The 16,783-nt window shown below is 73.3% G+C and carries 15 protein-coding genes and 5 tRNA genes; 8 read left to right on the forward strand and 12 right to left on the reverse strand.

Features of this window, described 5'->3' with window-relative positions:
- The first annotated feature begins 218 nt into the window (after positions 1-218).
- A complete protein-coding gene (locus tag AB0D53_RS08915) occupies positions 219-806 on the forward strand; it encodes a CGNR zinc finger domain-containing protein (RefSeq protein ID WP_362442211.1) in 588 nt (195 codons plus the stop codon).
- 4 nt (positions 807-810) lie between these two features.
- Here the strand turns inward: AB0D53_RS08915 and AB0D53_RS08920 are convergent, their stop codons facing one another.
- The 3 genes from AB0D53_RS08920 to AB0D53_RS08930 all read right to left on the reverse strand — a co-directional run bounded on the left by AB0D53_RS08920 (position 811) and on the right by AB0D53_RS08930 (position 2,687).
- On the reverse strand, positions 811-966 hold the full coding sequence (locus AB0D53_RS08920; RefSeq protein WP_177328061.1) for a hypothetical protein: 156 nt from the start codon (positions 964-966) through the stop codon (positions 811-813).
- A 139-nt stretch (positions 967-1,105) separates the two neighbouring features.
- Entirely contained in the window at positions 1,106-2,125 is a 1,020-nt protein-coding gene (locus AB0D53_RS08925) for a LacI family DNA-binding transcriptional regulator (RefSeq protein WP_362442215.1), read from the reverse strand.
- Positions 2,126-2,231: 106 nt separating this feature from the next.
- Positions 2,232-2,687 carry a hypothetical protein gene (locus AB0D53_RS08930; protein WP_362442218.1) on the reverse strand — a complete coding sequence of 152 codons (456 nt, stop codon included), beginning with the start codon at positions 2,685-2,687 and terminating at the stop codon, positions 2,232-2,234.
- A gap of 202 nt (positions 2,688-2,889) precedes the next feature.
- Here AB0D53_RS08930 and AB0D53_RS08935 point away from each other — a divergent pair, with 202 nt between their 5' ends.
- A complete protein-coding gene (locus tag AB0D53_RS08935) occupies positions 2,890-3,405 on the forward strand; it encodes a DsbA family protein (protein ID WP_362442221.1) in 516 nt (171 codons plus the stop codon).
- A 12-nt stretch (positions 3,406-3,417) separates the two neighbouring features.
- Here the strand turns inward: AB0D53_RS08935 and AB0D53_RS08940 are convergent, their stop codons facing one another.
- From AB0D53_RS08940 to AB0D53_RS08950, 3 genes are read right to left on the reverse strand one after another with little or no spacing between them, the layout of a single operon-like run.
- Complete coding sequence (locus tag AB0D53_RS08940; protein ID WP_362442224.1) at positions 3,418-4,254, reverse strand: GNAT family N-acetyltransferase; 837 nt, start codon at positions 4,252-4,254, stop codon at positions 3,418-3,420.
- Between the two features lie 42 nt (positions 4,255-4,296).
- Positions 4,297-5,118 (reverse strand): aminodeoxychorismate lyase, encoded by an 822-nt coding sequence (locus AB0D53_RS08945; RefSeq protein ID WP_362442227.1) that lies wholly within the window; start codon positions 5,116-5,118, stop codon positions 4,297-4,299.
- The gene (locus tag AB0D53_RS08950) at positions 5,115-6,152 is read right to left on the reverse strand and encodes a chorismate-binding protein (protein WP_362442955.1); all 1,038 of its coding nucleotides are present in this window, start codon (positions 6,150-6,152) and stop codon (positions 5,115-5,117) included. Before AB0D53_RS08950 ends, AB0D53_RS08945 begins: the two co-directional genes overlap by 4 nt.
- A gap of 163 nt (positions 6,153-6,315) precedes the next feature.
- On the opposite strand from AB0D53_RS08950, the gene AB0D53_RS08955 reads away from it, so the two are divergent.
- From AB0D53_RS08955 to AB0D53_RS08975, 5 genes are all read left to right on the forward strand, one after another.
- Positions 6,316-6,388 (forward strand) — tRNA-Gly (locus AB0D53_RS08955).
- A 39-nt stretch (positions 6,389-6,427) separates the two neighbouring features.
- Positions 6,428-6,501, forward strand: a tRNA-Cys gene (locus AB0D53_RS08960).
- A 1-nt stretch (position 6,502) separates the two neighbouring features.
- A tRNA-Val gene (locus AB0D53_RS08965) sits at positions 6,503-6,574 on the forward strand.
- 19 nt (positions 6,575-6,593) lie between these two features.
- A tRNA-Val gene (locus AB0D53_RS08970) sits at positions 6,594-6,665 on the forward strand.
- 23 nt (positions 6,666-6,688) lie between these two features.
- Positions 6,689-6,763: transfer RNA gene (locus AB0D53_RS08975), tRNA-Val, on the forward strand.
- Positions 6,764-6,902: 139 nt separating this feature from the next.
- On the opposite strand, the gene AB0D53_RS08980 is transcribed toward AB0D53_RS08975, so the two are convergent.
- The 3 genes from AB0D53_RS08980 to AB0D53_RS08990 form a co-directional block, all read right to left on the reverse strand.
- On the reverse strand, positions 6,903-7,187 hold the full coding sequence (locus tag AB0D53_RS08980; RefSeq protein WP_329817793.1) for a zf-TFIIB domain-containing protein: 285 nt from the start codon (positions 7,185-7,187) through the stop codon (positions 6,903-6,905).
- A gap of 68 nt (positions 7,188-7,255) precedes the next feature.
- Positions 7,256-8,218: an aminoglycoside phosphotransferase family protein gene (locus AB0D53_RS08985; protein ID WP_362442231.1), complete on the reverse strand. Its 963-nt coding sequence runs from the start codon at positions 8,216-8,218 to the stop codon at positions 7,256-7,258.
- 208 nt (positions 8,219-8,426) lie between these two features.
- On the reverse strand, positions 8,427-8,633 hold the full coding sequence (locus AB0D53_RS08990; RefSeq protein WP_362442234.1) for a hypothetical protein: 207 nt from the start codon (positions 8,631-8,633) through the stop codon (positions 8,427-8,429).
- Positions 8,634-9,243: 610 nt separating this feature from the next.
- On the opposite strand from AB0D53_RS08990, the gene AB0D53_RS08995 reads away from it, so the two are divergent.
- Positions 9,244-10,581, forward strand: coding sequence for a serine/threonine-protein kinase (locus AB0D53_RS08995; protein WP_362442237.1), 1,338 nt, complete (start codon positions 9,244-9,246; stop codon positions 10,579-10,581).
- A 4-nt stretch (positions 10,582-10,585) separates the two neighbouring features.
- On the opposite strand, the gene AB0D53_RS09000 is transcribed toward AB0D53_RS08995, so the two are convergent.
- The 3 genes from AB0D53_RS09000 to cobT form a co-directional block, all read right to left on the reverse strand.
- Entirely contained in the window at positions 10,586-11,404 is an 819-nt protein-coding gene (locus tag AB0D53_RS09000) for an RNA methyltransferase (RefSeq protein ID WP_362442240.1), read from the reverse strand.
- A gap of 102 nt (positions 11,405-11,506) precedes the next feature.
- Positions 11,507-12,763 (reverse strand): uroporphyrinogen-III C-methyltransferase, encoded by a 1,257-nt coding sequence (gene cobA / locus AB0D53_RS09005; protein WP_362442244.1) that lies wholly within the window; start codon positions 12,761-12,763, stop codon positions 11,507-11,509.
- 237 nt (positions 12,764-13,000) lie between these two features.
- The gene (cobT, locus tag AB0D53_RS09010; RefSeq protein WP_362442247.1) at positions 13,001-16,522 is read right to left on the reverse strand and encodes a nicotinate-nucleotide--dimethylbenzimidazole phosphoribosyltransferase; all 3,522 of its coding nucleotides are present in this window, start codon (positions 16,520-16,522) and stop codon (positions 13,001-13,003) included.
- Between the last annotated feature and the right edge of the window lie 261 nt (positions 16,523-16,783).

The raw sequence follows: 16,783 nt of genomic DNA on the forward strand, positions 1-16,783 counted from the left end.
TCCACCGTGGTGACGGCGCCGGTGTGCGCCCACGGGAGCCCGTGGCGCCTCGCTCACGCCCCGGGCGGACGGCCACCGGCCACGGGTACCCACCCGTGGCCGGTATCCGCTCTCCTCGCCCCTCCCGGGCCCTCTCGGGCCGCTGTGCGCCGCGGTCGAGCCAGTAGAGTCAGCCCGCATCGGCGGGGACCCGCCCGCCGGAGGCAGGGAGCGAAAGCGTGCTGATCCCCCACGACACCCGGATCGCCCTCGACACGGTGGTCGACCTGTTGAACACCGCCCCGGAGAGCGAGCCACCGGCGAGCGGGCAGCCGGAAGGCGGGCGGAGCGACGGCCTCGCCGGCATCGAAGCGCTGTACGACTTCGCGCGGCGCCATCGCATCAGCGGTGTGGGAAAGCTGCACGAGAAGGACCTGCGGGCCGTACAGGACGTACGGACGCGCTTCGCCGAGATCTTCGCGACGGACGACACCCGGACCGCCGCCGCGCTCGTCAACGCGCTCGTCGCCGCCGCCGGCACGACACCGCAGCTCAGCGATCACGACGGCTACGACTGGCATGTGCACTACTTCGCACCCGACGCGTCGATCGCCGACCACCTCGCGGCCGACTGCGGCATGGCGCTGGCCTTCATCGTGGTGGCGGGCGAGCTGGAGCGGCTGCGGCGGTGCGAGGCGCCGGACTGCCGGCACGCCTTCGTCGACCTGTCCCGGAACCGCTCCCGCCGCTACTGCTCCAGCCGCACCTGCGGCAACCGTCTGCATGTGGCCGCGTACCGGGCACGCCGCAAGGAAGCGGCCGGCTGACCGTTCACAGCATGAAGAGATCATGCAACGCGGCCATCAGCAGGAGACTGCCGACCACCGCGAGGAAGATCATCAGAGGGGGCTGGGAAAGCGCGAAGAGGCAGCCGCGCGGCTCTTCGGCAGGGGTTGCGGGGGCATCGCCCCGGGAGGTGTCCACCATCTCGGGACGATCATGACTCACTCGGGGGGCTGTTGGCGATCAACGCGCCTCTTTGTACCGGGAGTTCACCCTTCCCGGACAGCCGGAATTCGCTCCGGCGTCCGATCGGCCGCCAGATATTCGGTACGGCTCCGCGCGCTCAGCGCGGTGCCGAACTGGAGGCCCGCACCACGAGCTCCGGCTGGAGCACCACGCTGCGGTGCTCATGGGTGCCGTCCTCGTCGTCCGACTCCTCCAGCAGGAGCTCCGCGGCCATCCTGCCCATCACGACCGCGGGCTGGCGGACCGAGGTGAGCGGCACGGCAGCGGCGGCGGCGAACTCGATGTCGTCGTAACCGACGAGGGCGATGTCGTGCGGCACCCCGACACCCGCGGCGTACAGCGCCTGGAGCACCCCCAGGGCGAGCAGGTCGTTGGCGCAGAACACCGCCGTCGGCCGGGGCACGAGGCCGAGCAGCCGGGCCCCGGCATCGCGGCCCGCCGCCACGTCCAGCCGGCCGGAGGGGATCTCCACGAGCGCCTCGGGCGGCAGCCCGGCCTCGGCGAGGGCCGACAGGGCGCCTTCGCGCCGGTCCCGGATCTGATGGAGGTCGCCCGGGCCGCTGACGTACGCCACCGAACGGTGCCCGGCCGAGACCAGATGCCCCACGGCGAGGGCGCCGCCGCGGACGTCGTCGACGGAGACCGCGCAGGTCCCCGCGCCGGGCGCCACCCGGTCCACCAGGACGAAGGGGATGCGGTGGCGGCCGAACGCCTCCAGGTTCCGGCCGGTCGCGTCGGCCGGGGTGACCAGGACACCGCAGACCCGCTGCTCGGCGAAGAGCCCCAGGTACTCGGCCTCCTCCGCCGGGCTCTGGTCGCTGTTGCAGACCATGACGCGGAGGCCGGCCTCCCGGGCGGCGCGCTCGGCGCCACGGGCCACGTCCACGAAGAAGGGGTTGCCCATGTCGAGGACGAGCAGGGCCATGATCCGGCTGCGCCCCGCCCTCAACTGGCGCGCCGACTCGCTGCGCACGTAACCGAGTTCCTCGATGGCGGCGAGCACCCGGGCGCGGGTCTCCGGCAGCACCGCCTCGGGCCGGTTGATCACGTTGGACACGGTGCCCACGGAGACCCCGGCCTGCCGGGCCACGTCCTTGATCCCTGCCACACGCCCCACTTGCCCTGCCCCACTGATGGCTTCGGCCGCACGCGTCCGCGACGTGTCCCCATCGTACGGACGGCGCCCGGGGACGGGCCTCCCGGCCGGGGCGGGCAGGCGGGGATCAGATGCCGTGCTTCTTCAGGATGGCCTCGATGTCGCTGAAGTCCTCGGCCGGGGCGGCGGACTGCTGCCGGGGCTTCGCCTGCGGACGCGACGAGGAGTCCGGGAGCCCCGACCCGAGCGAGGGCACCGAGGCCGCGGGGGCGACCGCCTCGCCCTGCGCCGCACGTGCGGCGGCCCTGCGCTCCTTGCGGGTGCCACCGCTGCGGCGCTCGATCGCGCGTGTGATCGCGAACAGCAGCCAGGCCACCGCGAGCAGCCCGAAACCCAGCCAGACAGTGGGCTTGAAGGCGATTGGGGCGACCCATTCCACGAATCCGGTCAGCACCAGCGCGATCGGGACCAGGGAGTAGGCGGCGATCCGGGTCGCAGTCAGGAAGCGCCTTCGCCAGGCGGTGACGGCGGCGATGCCCAGGCCCGCCGCGGACGCCGCGGAGCAGATGGTCTCGGCAAGCATCGGTGCCTCCAGGCGCAGGGGAAACGTCCCTTCCATCCTGCACCGCTGACCGGCCCGGAGGCCACGATCCGCCACCGCATCAGGGACATTTCAGGGCCGGGATCCTCCCCAGGTGCCGCTCGGCAGCGCCCCGGGTCGCACCGGGCCGTGGCGGAACGGGTGCCGATTGGGCGGCTCGCGCGGGCCCTGGGAGACTGGCCGCATGAGCGATTCCACCCCTGCGGCCCCCGTCGTCCTCGACGTCTGGTGCGAGCTCCAGTGCCCCGACTGTCACCAGGCCCTCACCGATGTGCACGCCCTGCGGGCCAAGTACGGCGACCGGCTGGACGTGCGGCTGCGCCACTTCCCGCTGGAGAAGCACAAGCACGCCTACGCCGCCGCGCAGGCCGCCGAGGAGGCCGCCGCCCAGGGCAAGGACTGGCCGTACATCGAGGCGGTGCTCGCCCGGACCGCCGATCTCGCCCGCACCGGCGAACCGCTGCTCGTCGAGGTGGCGCGGGAACTCGGCCTGGACGCCGAGGAGATGGACACCGCGCTGATCGACGGACGCCACATGCTGATCGTCGACGCCGACCAGGCCGAGGGCAAGGCGATCGGGGTCACCGGCACCCCGACGTATGTGATCGGCGACGAGCGGCTGGACGGCGGCAAGAGCCAGGACGGGCTGCGCGAACGGATCGAGGACATCGCCGACCGGCTGCTCGCCGAGAAGGGCTGAGCACCCCGGTCCTCAGAGGTTCTTGGACAGGTTGTACCGGGTCGTCCGGTACCCGAGCGACTCGTACAGCCGTAGAGCCGGCGTGTTGGCGGCGAACACGTGCAGCCCGAGGCGGCGGGAACCCGCGGCCAGGGTGATGTGCTCGGCCCGCGCCATCAGGGCACGCCCGTATCCCCGGCCCCGGTACTCCTCGGCCACCTCGACGTCGAAGACGAATCCGGCCCTCCCGCCGTCGTCGCCCTCGCGCACCGACACCCACACATGGCCGACGACCGCGTCCCCGACCACGAGGACATGGACGTACATGCCCTCGGTGTCCAGTCCGTCCGGCAGGTTGCGGGCATGGTCGGCCCGGGACTTGTGCATGGCCTGTTCCACCGGAACGCCCTGATCGATCCAGGACTGGGCGTACGCGTCCACGCTGGTGCGCTGCCAGGCCTCGAACTCCTCGGCACTCATCTCCCTGGCCCCTGCACCGTCCGGCAGCACCGGGGCCGTCGGGCCGAGGTCCTTGACCATGTTGCGGCTGCGGTCGGTGTAGCCGAGGGTGGCCGCCAGGCGGCGGGCCGCCTCGTTGCCCTCCGGGACCGACAGGTGCGCCAGGCCGCAGCCCCATCCGCGCAGCACCTCCTCGGCGGCGAGACCGGCGATGGTGCCGCGACCCCGGCGCCGGCTCGGTTCGTCGATGCTCAGGGAACGCAGTTCGCCGGTGGCACCGCCGAACGCGGCGTCGGTGCCGATCTCGACGGTGCCGACGGGCCGCCCGTTGTCGCACACGTCGTACGTGCGGCTCTTCGCGCCGTCGGCGCTTTCCTGGATCGGCCCGGTCGGCCGGAGGGTGGTGGTCATCGGAGATGTTCTATCCGCTGGAGCCCGGTCCGTCACCCCGATTTACGGGTCGAGGTCGTCGCCGGCCCGCTCGTCGAAGATCCGCATGGCCTTGGCGGTCACCGGTCCGGGCCCGCCCGGCAGCTCCCGCCCGTCCACCCGGTGGACGGCCTGCACGTCGCGCAGGGTGGAGGTGAGGAAGATCTCCTCGGCCCGCTCCAGGATGTCGAACGGCAGCTCGGTCTCCTGCGCGCCGGTCCACTCCACGGCCAGCGCGCGGGTGATCCCGGCGAGGCAGCCGGAGGCGACCGGCGGGGTGTGCAGCTGTCCGTCGAGGACGACGAAGACATTGGACCCGGTGCCTTCGCAGAGCTGCCCGGCCGTGTTGGCGAAGAGCGCCTCCGACGCGCCGTGCTCCTGGGCCCGGGCGAGGGCGACGACGTTCTCGGCGTACGAAGTGGTCTTGAGCCCGGCGAGCGCACTGCGTTCGTTGCGCGTCCAGGGAACGGTGATCACCGCGGTGGTGTCGGGACGGCGGGCCGCCTCGCCGAGGGCGACGACAAGGCTCGGGCCGTTCTCGCCCCGGTCGGAGCCGAGCGGGGAGAGCCCTCCGGTGTACGTGATGCGCAGCCTGCCGAGCGCCATCGGGTTGGCGTCGATGACGTCGGCGCAGGCTCGGCGGACCTCGTCGGGGTCGGGGTCGGGGAGTCCGAGACCGCGGGCCGAGCGGGTCAGCCTGTCGAGGTGGCGGGTGAGGGCGAAGGGCCTGCCGCCGACGGTCTTGACCGTCTCGAAGATGCCGTCCCCCACGGTGAGCCCGTGGTCCAGCACGGACACCCTGGCGTCCTCGGCGTCGCGCAGTCCGCCGTTGACCCAAATCCTCATGACGCGGTCCTTCCGGTTGCTTCGTGCGCGCCCGACGCTACAGCGAGCAGTCTGGACGCCTTGAGTTCGGTCTCGTCCCACTCGCGTTCCGGGTCGGAGCCCCAGGTGATGCCGGCCCCGGTACCGAAACGGAGGACCGGGGCGGTGCCGGTGCGGTCGATCCAGAAGGTACGTATGCCGACGGCGAGCGACGCGGTGCGGCGGTCGGCGTCGACCCAGCCGATGCCTCCGCAGTAGGGACCGCGCGGTGCGATCTCCAGCTCCTCGATGATCCGCAGGGCGCTGGACTTGGGTGCGCCGGTGACGGAGCCGGGCGGAAACGCCGCGCCGAGGAGTCCGGACCAGCCGGAGTGCTCGGCGAGCTCTCCGCGCACGGTGGAGACGAGGTGGACCAGGCCGGGGTGCTTCTCGACCACGCAGAGGTCGGGAACGGTGACCGATCCGGTGGCGCAGACCCGGCCCAGGTCGTTGCGGACCAGGTCGACGATCATCACGTTCTCGGCGTGGTCCTTCTCCAGCAGGTCCGCCTCGGTCCGGCCGGTCCCCTTGATCGGCCCCGACTCGACGGTCCGGCCGTCCCGCTTCAGGAAGAGCTCGGGCGACGCGGTGGCGATCTCCACGCCGTGCCCCGGCAGCCGAATCGTTCCTGCGTACGGGGCGGGGTTGCCGCGGGCGAGCAGCGCGGTCAGCGCGTCGACGTCCGCGGCACCCGGGTCGGGCAGCGGCGCCGTCAGCACCCGGCAGAGATTGGCCTGGTAGACCTCGCCCGCCGCGATGTACTCACGGATCCGCCGCACGCCCGCGACGTATGCGGCGCGGTCCAGCGACGAGGTCCAGTCACCGGCCGCGGGCCCGTGCCAGGCGCCCGGCACGGGCGCGGGCACCTCCCGCGTACGCACGGAGCCGAAGCGCGCGCAGACGAGGCGGCCCTCGAAATCGGCGGATACGGCCCAGAAACCGGACGATTCGAGGGCTGTGGGATCACTGGTCACGTCCTGCAGATCGGACGCGACGAGGCCGCCGAAGCGGGCCATTGGAGCTAGGTCGTGCACGTCGTCGAGTCTAGGGCGGTGCGCGATGACCTGCGCCGGGGCGAGCGCACCTCAGCACGCTGCACAAACGCGTTTTTGTACTGGCCCGGGAATCCGCTAGAGTTCAACACGTCGCCGGGACGCGCAAGCGGACCGGGAAAGACAAGCGGACGTAGCTCAGTTGGTAGAGCGCAACCTTGCCAAGGTTGAGGTCGCCAGTTCGAACCTGGTCGTCCGCTCGCACAAAGTGGGGGGATCTTCCCGAACCCCCCACTCGTGGTGGAGTGGCCGAGAGGCGAGGCAACGGCCTGCAAAGCCGTCTACACGGGTTCAAATCCCGTCTCCACCTCCAAGGACGATTAGCTCAGCGGGAGAGCGCTTCCCTGACACGGAAGAGGTCACTGGTTCAATCCCAGTATCGTCCACTGATCCACAAGGATCCCCGCGCGATTAGCTCAGCGGGAGAGCGCTTCCCTGACACGGAAGAGGTCACTGGTTCAATCCCAGTATCGCGCACGCAGTACACGCAGGTTCACCCTGCGCGATTAGCTCAGCGGGAGAGCGCTTCCCTGACACGGAAGAGGTCACTGGTTCAATCCCAGTATCGCGCACCATCGAGAGCCCCGGTCGTTCCGACGACCGGGGCTCTGTCGTGCTCCGACCCATGGGCACCGGCACGGCCCGGACGGAAGGCGTCCGGGCCCGCGGTCAGGCACTCGCCGGTGCCGGCCCGTTCAGGACGAGTCGGACCGTTCAGGACGAGAAGAGCATGCGGCCGAAGCTCTTGTGCCGGTAGTGACCGCCGTGGTGGCCGCCCTGGTACTGCGGAGCTCCCCAGGCGGGTGCCGGGGCGGCCGGATAGGCCTGCGGGGCGGGCGGGGCGGGCGGAGCCTGCTGCGTCCACTGCGCCTCGATACGGGTGAGGGACTCCAGCTCGCCGTAGTCGAGGAAGATTCCCCGGCAGCCGCTGCACTGCTCGATCTGTATGCCGTTGCGGTTGTACGTGTGCATCTGCGCGTGGCACTTGGGACACTGCATCGTTCGGCTCACTCCTCGCCGTCGGGTCGCCGTCGCCGGAATTCAGGCCCGCCGACGGTCGGTTCAGCCTACGACGGGTGTCCGGCGCCCAACTCGGGCGGGAGGGATGCGATTCGGGCACAGGCATCGATCATCGCCTGCTCCACCTCGTCCGGAATCCGGCCCTCCGTCGCGGACTTGGCGAACGCCAGCGCGGCGGTCTGGACGGTCAGGGCGCGGGCCGGCACATCCAGCTCCGGCCAGGGGTCGCCCCCGGCGCGCACGGCGGGGCCGCCCGCCGCCCGGTAGGCGTCCAGGAAACGGAGCCAGACCTCGGGGGGCAGGATCCCGGCGGCGTACCAGGCGGCGGGGCGGGCGAGGTCCCAGGCGGGGTCGCCGAGACCGGCGTCGTCGATGTCGATGAGCAGCCAGGGTCCGTGCGGGGCAGGGTGCCGGACGAGCTGGCCCAGGTGCAGATCGCCGTGGCAGAGGAAGTGCGCACGGTGGGCGGGTGCGGTGGCCTCGTCGCGGGCCCAGGCCGGCAGGCGGTGCCAGGCTTCGAGTACGGGGACGGTGGCCGGGTCGGCCGGCCGGGCGGTGCGCATCCGGGCGACGGCGAGCGCGGCCTTCGCGGGGCCGCGCATGGGCGGGAGCGCGAGGGCGGGCGGGGCCGGGGTCCGGTGCAGTCCGGCCAGCAGTTCGCCGGCCTCTTCCCACGGAGCGGCGTCGGGGTCGGCGGGGTCGACGGGAAGGCCATGGGGCCACAGGGTGACGGGGCGGTCGTCGAGGGGTGGGGCGGGGTGGGGTTCCAGCGGGGCGAGCAGGATGCCGGTCAGGCGCGGGTCGTACGCGAGGCCGAGGCGGGTGAGCAGGCCGGAGGTGTCCGTGCCGGGGGCGTGGGCCTTGGCGACGACGGCCCCGCTGCGGACCACCGTGCCGTCCGGACGGTCCGCGAGCACGGCCGGGGGCGGGCAGGCACAGGGTTCCCCGGAGCGGGGGTGGGCGGCCCGGTGGGCGAGGGAGCCCAGCTCGCGTACGACTGCGGTGGTCACGGTCTCCCCCGGTGGCGAACAGGTGCGGGCGGCCGGTCCGCGCCGGGCCCGCCGATGAGCGTACGACGTGAACGGGCCCGGACAGCGCGATGTCCGGTCAGCTCCCCAGCTGACCGGACAAACGCTGCCGTCCGCCGCACCCCCGTCCCCACGGGGTTGTTGGCCGGATGTCCCGGTCCGGACCGCTCTTCCGGACCCGGGGCGCCGCTCAGCGCCCCAGCATCACGCCCACGGACGACGCCTGTGTGACCACTGCGTCCCAGCCGCCGAAGACGACTACGAGCAGGGTCGCCAGGGGAAGAACCATCGCCGTCGCCACCAGGGGGTGGCGGGTGCCGGAGGACGGGCGGCTGCCGAACGGGGCACGGGCCCTGCGTCCCGTGCGGATCAGGGTCCGCGTTGCCGTGTCCGCCATGGTTCCTCTCCCGACTCGTATATAGGGGCGGCGGGCGTGTGACCTCGGGGGACGAGTGCTGCGCCCGCCGCTTGACCTCAACATTAGGGAGGCGCGGGGCGCGGGGCGTCATGCCCGCGTACCGATTGCCGGGCCTCCCGGAGGATGAGCCCCGGGCCGTGGATGTACTCCCCTGGGTGGAGACCGGGCACCTGATCCCGGGGGACATCCCGGAGGGGTTGCGGCGAACTTCCGGCGGCGCCGGATTCGTTGGACGGTGCGGCCCACGAGGCGTACGGCCGCAGTTGCCGTGACCTCGCTCACGCTCCGCTCCCCCGGTCCCCGGGCGCCGGCCCCGGTGTGCCGGTGGAGGCCGCTCGGCGGCGTCCGGACCGGGGTCCACGCCGTGCCACCGGCCCGGCCGGGGCGGGCTCCAACCCCCCTTCCCCGCAACCGCCTTGGCGTCCGGACGCGGCCGGCACCGAATCCGTGCCGGCTGTACGCCCCGTCATGGGCCGCGCCGCGCACCGACAATCGATCGACCGGTGAGGGCGCGGCCTCTGAGCGCCCCGGGCGCCGGGTACGTAAGCTGTGCCTCGTCAGGCGGACCAGGCAGCGGGGATGGGCAGACATGGCGATGATGCGGCTCCGGCGCGAGGACCCGCGTGTCGTCGGCTCGTTCAGGCTGCACCGGCGGCTCGGGGCGGGCGGCATGGGTGTCGTCTACCTGGGTTCGGACCGGCGGGGGCAGCGGGTGGCCCTCAAGGTGATCCGCCCCGATCTGGCGGAGGACCAGGAGTTCCGCTCCCGTTTCGCGCGCGAGGTGTCCGCCGCCCGGCGGATCCGCGGCGGCTGCACGGCGCGCCTGGTGGCCGCGGACCTGGAGGCGGACCGTCCGTGGTTCGCCACGCAGTATGTCCCGGGGCCCTCGCTGCACGACAAGGTGGCCGAGGAGGGACCGCTGTCGGCCGCCGAGGTCGCCTCGATCGGGGCCGCGCTCTCCGAGGGCCTGGTGGCGGTGCACGAGGCCGGTGTCGTCCACCGTGACCTGAAGCCGTCGAACATCCTGCTCTCTCCCAAGGGTCCCCGGATCATCGACTTCGGGATCGCCTGGGCGACCGGGGCCTCCACCCTCACCCATGTCGGTACGGCGGTGGGCTCGCCGGGGTTCCTCGCGCCCGAGCAGGTGCGCGGCGCGGCCGTGACACCCGCGACCGACGTGTTCTCGCTCGGGGCCACGCTGGCGTACGCGGCCATGGCCGATTCGCCCTTCGGGCACGGCAGTTCCGAGGTGATGCTGTACCGCGTGGTGCACGAGGAGCCCCAGCTGCACGATGTGCACGACGCGCTGGCGCCGCTGGTGAGCGCCTGTCTGGCCAAGGATCCCGAGGAGCGGCCGAGCACGCTCCAACTCTCCATGCGGCTCAAGGAGATCGCGGCACGCGAGGCGCAGGGGCTGCACGAGAGCCGGCCGCCCGTGCAGCGTTCGGCGCAGGAGCTGGACCGGCCGACCGGCCGCCTCGACGGCCCGTACACCGAGCAGCAGACGCGGCGATCGGCTCCTCCCGCGCCCCGTCAGCAGAAGCAGAAGCAGCCCCAGGGCAGCAGGCCGTCCTCGTCCTCGCGGTCCGGGGCGCCCCGGACGGGTGGTTCGCGCCCGCGTCAGCAGCAGCCCCGCAGTACCACCCGGTCCGGCAGGCGTCCGCAGGGTACGAACGGGACGAACGGCCGGCCGGGCACCCGGCCCGGGGCCCGTCCGACGTCGGCGGGGCTGCGGCCCGCCAATCCGCGGCTGCTGAGGCAGCGGCTCGTCGTCTTCGTGGTGGTGACGCTGCTGGTGGCGCTCGGCATCGCGGCGGCCCAGGGCTGTCAGGGGCCGTCCCGCGGGCTGGGTACGGATCCGAGCCGACCCGGGACGAGCACCCAGACCCAGGTCGAGAGCCCGGTCCGGGACCGGCAGCTCCCGTAGCCGGTCAGTTCTCCGGACGGCCCGATGCCACCGCGTAGAACGCGACCGCCGCGGCCGCTCCCACGTTGAGCGAGTCGACGCCGTGCGCCATCGGGATGCGTACCCATTCGTCGGCGGCGACCAGGGCCCGGGTGGAGAGGCCGTCGCCCTCGGCGCCCAGCATCAGGGCCACCTTGTCCATCCGGTGCGGTGCCGCCTCGTCGATGCTGCCGGCCTTCTCGTCCGGGGTCAGCGCGAGGAGTCTGAAGCCCGCTTCCCGTACGGCCTCCAGGTCCTTGGGCCAGGTGGCGAGGCGGGCGTAGGGGACGGAGAAGACCGCGCCCATCGAGACCTTGACGGAGCGCCGGTAGAGCGGGTCCGCGCAGTCCGGGGAGAGCAGGACGGCGTCCATGCCGAGGGCGGCGGCGCTGCGGAAGATCGCCCCGATGTTGGTGTGGTCGTTGACGGCCTCCATGACGACCACCCGGCGGGCCGTCGTCAGCAGCTCGTCCGGGGTCGGCAGCGGTTTGCGCTGCATCGAGGCGAGGGCACCGCGGTGGACGTGGTAGCCGGTGACGCGCTCGGCGAGCTCGGGGCTGACCGAGTACACCGGGGCCGGGACCTCGTCGATCACGTCGCGCATCAGGTCGACCCACTTCGCCGAGAGCAGCATCGACCGCATCTCGTACCCGGCGTGCCTGGCGCGTCTGATGACCTTCTCGCCCTCGGCGATGAAGAGGCCCTCGGCGGGCTCCCGCCTGCGCCGGAGTTCGACATCGGTCAGCCCGGTGTAGTCGCGCAGGCGCGGGTCGTCGGGGTCGTCGACGGTGATGAGATCAGCCACGGGTTCGATACTGCCTTGTCCGGTGTGTGGTGCCAACGGCTCGGAAGAAGATCCGTTACCGCTGGTTACTCTGCGGGGTGGTGCGGGCGGTGTCCGGGCCGGTTACCCGGCGGGGCGCGGTGCGGCGCCGGTGCCGACCGCGACGACGTCGCCGATGACGATGACGGCCGGGGGGCGTACGTCTTCGGCGGCGGCCCGTTCGGCGACGGTCGCCAAGGTCGCGTCGACACGGCGCTGGGATGCCGTGGTGCCCTCCTGGACCAGGGCGACCGGGGTGTCCGGGGACTTTCCGTGGGCCACGAGGGCCTTCGCGATGGCGCCGATCTTGTCGACGGCCATCAGCAGCACCAGGGTGCCGCGCAGCTGTGCGAGCGCCGCCCAGTCGACCAGCGAACGCTCGTCGTCGGGCGCGACATGACCGCTGACGACGGTGAACTCATGGGCGACGCCGCGGTGGGTGACGGGGATTCCGGCCGCGCCGGGTACGGAGATCGAGCTGGAGATGCCGGGGACGACGGTGCACGGGATGCCTTCGGCGGCGAGCGCCTGGGCCTCCTCCATGCCCCGGCCGAAGACGAACGGGTCGCCGCCCTTGAGCCGCACGACGGCCTTGCCGGCCTTGGCGTGCTCGATGAGCGCCTGGTTGATCGCCTCCTGCGCCATGAAGCGGCCGTACGGGATCTTCGCCGCGTCGATCACCTGGACGTGCGGCGGCAGTTCGTCGAGCAGGTCGCGGGGGCCGAGCCGGTCGGCGATGACGACGTCGGCCTCGGCGAGGAGACGGCGGCCGCGCACGGTGATCAGGTCGGGGTCGCCGGGGCCGCCGCCGACCAGGGAGACACCGGGGGCGGGCCGGGTGCGGTGGTGCGGGGCGGCGAGCGTGCCGTCGCGCAGTCCCTCGACGATGGCGTCGCGGACGGCGGCGGAGTGGCGCGGGTCGCGGCCCTGGGCGTCGGTGGAGAGGACGGCGACGGTCACGCCCTCGCTGCGGCCGGTGGCCGGGGTCCAGGCGGTGGCCACATCGGCGTTGTCGCTGCGCACGCACCAGGTACGGGTGCGCTCGGCCTCGGCGGACGCGGCATCGTTGGCGGCATCGTCGTCGGAGGCGATGAGCGCGTACCAGGTGTCGGCGAGGTCGCCGTCCTCGTAGCGGCGGCGCTCCCAGCGGATCTCTCCGGCGTCGGCCATCGCCTCGACGGACGGGGTCGCGGACGGCGATACGAGGGTGATGTCGGCGCCCGCCGCGATGAGCGCCGGGAGGCGGCGCTGCGCGACCTGGCCGCCGCCTACGACGACGACGCGGCGCCCGCTCAGACGCAGTCCGACGGGGTACGCGGGGTGATCGGCGTGCTCGGCCATGGCGGTGCGGACTCCTCGTGCGATGCGAAGTGCGGGCCGCTGCGACGGTGGAGCGGCTGTGACGTGCGGTTTTATGGGGGCGGGTCCACGATACGGGGTGCGCCGGGGGCCGTGGCGGGCACTGCGGTGGCGGAGCGGGCGACGGCGGCGGGCCGTCCCTTCCCCGCCCCTCGACCGGGGCCGCGCCCCGGACCCCGCTCCTCACCCGCCGGAGGGGCTTGAGGAGCGGGGTCCGGTCTACTTCTCCGTCACGCCCGCCGAGTCGAACGTCGCGACCTCGTGCATCGCGCGCGCCGCGCTCTGCACGATCGGGAGCGCCAGCAGCGCACCGGTTCCCTCGCCGAGGCGGAGGTCGAGGTCGACCAGCGGGCGCAGGCCCAGCTTGTTCAGCGCGGCCACATGGCCGGGCTCGGCGCTGCGGTGGCCCGCGATGCAGGCGGCCAGGGCCTCCGGGGCGATCGCCCGGGCGACCAGGGCCGCGGCGCCCGCGCTCACGCCGTCGAGGATGACGGGCGTACGGAGCGAGGCGCCGCCCAGCAGGAATCCGGCCATCGCGGCGTGCTCCAGGCCGCCGACCGCCGCCAGGACACCGATCGGGTCGGCCGGGTCGGGCTGGTGGAGTTCGAGGGCGCGACGGACCACGTCCACCTTGCGGGCGTGCATCTCGTCGTTGATGCCGGTGCCGCGTCCGGTCACCTCGGCCGGGTCCATGCCCGTGTACACACAGATCAGGGCGGCCGACGCCGTGGTGTTGGCGATCCCCATCTCACCGGTGAGCAGGCCCTTGTTGCCCGCAGCGACCAGATCGCGGGCGGTCTCGATGCCGACCTCGATCGCCGCGAGCACCTCTTCGCGGGTGAGCGCGGGACCGGTCGTGAAGTCCGCCGTACCGGCGCGCACCTTGCGGGGCAGGAGGCCGGGTGTCGCGGGCAGTTCCATGGCCACGCCGACGTCGACCACGCACACCTCGGCGCCGACCTGGGCCGCGAAGGCGTTGCAGACCGCGCCGCCGCCGAGGAAGTTGGCGACCATCTGGCCGGTGACCTCCTGCGGCCAGGCCGTGACGCCCTGGGCGTGCACTCCGTGATCGCCCGCGAAGATCGCGACGGCCGCGGGCTCGGGGATCGGCGGCGGGCACATCCGGGAGAGCCCGGACAGCTGCGCCGAGATGATCTCCAGCATGCCGAGCGCGCCGGCCGGCTTGGTCATCCGCTTCTGGCGTTCCCATGCCTCGCCGAGCGCCTTGGCGTCCAGCGGGCGGATGTTGGAGATGGTCTCCTGGAGCAGGTCGTGCGGCTCCTCGCCGGGCAGGGCACGGCGGCCGTAGGTCTCCTCGTGGACCACCCAGGACAGCGGGCGCCGCTTGGACCAGCCCGCCTGCATCAGCTCGGGTTCCTCGGGGAACTCGTCGACGTAACCCACGCACAGGTAGGCGACGACTTCGAGGTGCTCGGGCAGGCCCAGGGCACGGACCATCTCGCGCTCGTCGAAGAAGCTGACCCAGCCGACGCCGAGTCCCTCGGCGCGCGCGGCGAGCCAGAGGTTCTCGACGGCGAGCGCGGAGGAGTACGGGGCCATCTGCGGCTGGGTGTGCCGGCCGAGGGTGTGCCGGCCGCCCCGGGTGGGGTCGGCGGTGACGACGATGTTCACCGGGGTGTCGAGGATGGCCTCGATCTTCAGTTCCTTGAACTGCTTGGCCCGCCCCTTGGGCAGCGACTTGGCGTAGGCGTCGCGCTGACGCTGCGCCAGTTCGTGCATGGAGCGACGGGTCTCCGCCGAGCGGATGACGACGAAGTCCCAGGGCTGCGAGTGACCGACGCTGGGCGCCGTGTGCGCGGCTTCGAGGACGCGGAGCAGGACCTCGTGCGGGATGGGGTCGCTGCGGAAGCCGTTGCGGATGTCGCGGCGCTCACGCATGACACGGAGCACCGCCTCGCGCTCGGCGTCGTCGTAGCCGGGGGCCGGCGGGCCGGCGGGAGCCTCGGCCTCGGGGGCGTCCGCCTCGGCGGGCTCCTGGGGCTGTGCCCCGGGCTCCACGGATTCCAGGTGCCCGGCCTCGGGGGCCTCGGGGGCATCCGTCGCCACGGCCGCCGCCGCTGCGGGCTCCGCGACCGGGGCGGTTTCCGCACCGTCCACGATGTCCGCGGGGGCCGTGGTGCCGGGGGTCTCGACGACCTCCGGGCCCTGTCCGGCCTCCGGCTCGGGCACCGTCGGAACCCCGGCCTCGGGGGCGGGAACGGGGACCGGCACGGGGGCTTCGGCGGGCATCGCGTGCACGACCGCGTCGGCATTCACGACGGGTTCGGCAGCCTCGACGGCCTCGGCGCTCGCGACGAGCTCGGCCGGTTCGGCGTGCGCGGGGAGCTCGACGGCCTCCTCGGCCTCCACCGACTGCTCCTGCTGGGCCTCGGCGATCTCCGGCCGGGGCACCTGCACGGGCTCCATGGCGATCGGCACACGCTCGGCCTCGGGCTCCGGCTCGGCCTCGGGTCCGGTCGCGGGCTCCGCCTCGACGGTCTGCTCGACGACGGGCGTCGGCGCCAGGTGCGGAGTCGTCGGCACCGAACCCTCCACGGGCACGAACAGGCCCATGGGAGCGGCTTCCGCGGTGTCCTGCGGCGTGATCTCTTCGGCGGGGGCCCCGGCATCGGCGGAGACTTCGGCGGGGATGTCGGCGGGTGTTCCGGCCACGGCCGGTACCGGCTCGGCGGCCGGGGCGACCGCGGCCTCCGGTTCCACGACCGGAGCGGACTGAACCGGCTGGGACTCTCGCACCGGCTCGGCAACGGGTTCCGGAGCGACCTGCCCCGCGACGGCCGGTTCGACGACGACGGCCGTCTCCTCGACGACCGGTTCGACGACGACGGCCGTCTCCTCGACGACCGGTTCGACGACGACGGCCGTTTCCGCGACGGCCGGTTCTGCCGCCACCGGTGCGGCCTCCGGCTGCGGTGCCTGGGCCCCCCACGGGCTGCCGCCCTGCGGCAGGATCTCCCCGAGCTGCGGGCCCGGCAGCGCGGACGCGTCCTCGGCCGGCATCTCGAAGTACTCCGGGCCGGTGGTCGGCGGACCGGCGTGCCGCGCGGAGGCCTGGGGCCGGACCTGTGCCTGGGGCGCGCCCGCGGGGCCGCGGTCGGCGAGCGAACGCACCACTCCGCCGGTCGCCGGCCCGCCGTACGACGGCGCGCCGTCGGCGGCGACCGGGCCGCGGTGCAGCGGACGGCGCACCGGGGCCTGGGCCTGCGGCTGGGCCGCCGGAGCGGGGGCCGGGGCGGGCGACGGAATCCGTACGCCCCTCAGGTCGACCGAACCGGAGTCGCGGCCGCCGGACTCATGGGTCCCCTGGCCCGCCTCGGGCAGCGACTCCGCCACCGCCTGCTGGGCCGCGTACACGTCCGCGGCCTGAGCCTGGAGCGGGAGCTCCTGCACCTGGACCTGAACGGGCCCCTGGGGCTGCGCGGGGGCCTCGCCGGCCGGCTGGGCGTAGGGCTGTGCCACGGGCGGGGCCTGGTAGGCGGCCTGTCCGGGCACCTGGGCCTGGGCGGCGACGCCCTCGGGGTACTGGCCCGGGGCCGGTACGGCCTGCGGGTCGCTCCAGGCTCCCTGCGGGCTCGGCATCAGGAGGATGTCGTCGTCCTCGGAGACATGCTCGGAGGGAGCGAGGTAGGTGTAGGCATCCGGGGCGGCGACGCCCGGCTGCTCCACCGTGCCTGCGTTCTCCGGCAGTCCCTCACCCGGGATCTGGCCGGTGTCACTCATGCGTACCCCTCGCCCATCGTCAGTGCTCCTTCGGCCCTTCGCCCGGGACGCCCGAACACGGCACGCCGGCGCTCGTCAACAAGAACGAGCGGGCTCGCCGCGCGGCACGAATCGGTCGCGGACATACTGCATTCTCGCGGCCGTTCGCCGCCGCGGCAGCTCATTTCGCCACGGCCCGCTGTGGACTGCGCCACGTCGCGCACCCCCCGGTTCCGCCGTACCACAACGGGGGCCAAAACGGTCCTCTTTTCCGGACATTGA

The organism is Streptomyces sp. NPDC048295 (genome assembly GCF_040652135.1).
GTDB lineage: Bacteria > Actinomycetota > Actinomycetes > Streptomycetales > Streptomycetaceae > Streptomyces.

Excerpts from the sequence above, each read along its gene's own strand:
- AB0D53_RS08920 (WP_177328061.1), bottom strand. The coding sequence starts at position 966 with ATGGTGGACACCTCCCGGGGCGATGCCCCCGCAACCCCTGCCGAAGAG.
- AB0D53_RS08930 (WP_362442218.1), bottom strand. The coding sequence starts at position 2,687 with ATGCTTGCCGAGACCATCTGCTCCGCGGCGTCCGCGGCGGGCCTGGGC.
- AB0D53_RS08935 (WP_362442221.1), top strand. The coding sequence starts at position 2,890 with ATGAGCGATTCCACCCCTGCGGCCCCCGTCGTCCTCGACGTCTGGTGC.
- AB0D53_RS08940 (WP_362442224.1), bottom strand. The coding sequence starts at position 4,254 with ATGACCACCACCCTCCGGCCGACCGGGCCGATCCAGGAAAGCGCCGAC.
- AB0D53_RS08945 (WP_362442227.1), bottom strand. The coding sequence starts at position 5,118 with ATGAGGATTTGGGTCAACGGCGGACTGCGCGACGCCGAGGACGCCAGG.
- AB0D53_RS08950 (WP_362442955.1), bottom strand. The coding sequence starts at position 6,152 with ATGGCCCGCTTCGGCGGCCTCGTCGCGTCCGATCTGCAGGACGTGACC.
- AB0D53_RS08980 (WP_329817793.1), bottom strand. The coding sequence starts at position 7,187 with ATGCAGTGTCCCAAGTGCCACGCGCAGATGCACACGTACAACCGCAAC.
- AB0D53_RS08990 (WP_362442234.1), bottom strand. The coding sequence starts at position 8,633 with ATGGCGGACACGGCAACGCGGACCCTGATCCGCACGGGACGCAGGGCC.
- AB0D53_RS08995 (WP_362442237.1), top strand. The coding sequence starts at position 9,244 with ATGGCGATGATGCGGCTCCGGCGCGAGGACCCGCGTGTCGTCGGCTCG.
- cobA (WP_362442244.1), bottom strand. The coding sequence starts at position 12,763 with ATGGCCGAGCACGCCGATCACCCCGCGTACCCCGTCGGACTGCGTCTG.
- cobT (WP_362442247.1), bottom strand. The coding sequence starts at position 16,522 with ATGAGTGACACCGGCCAGATCCCGGGTGAGGGACTGCCGGAGAACGCA.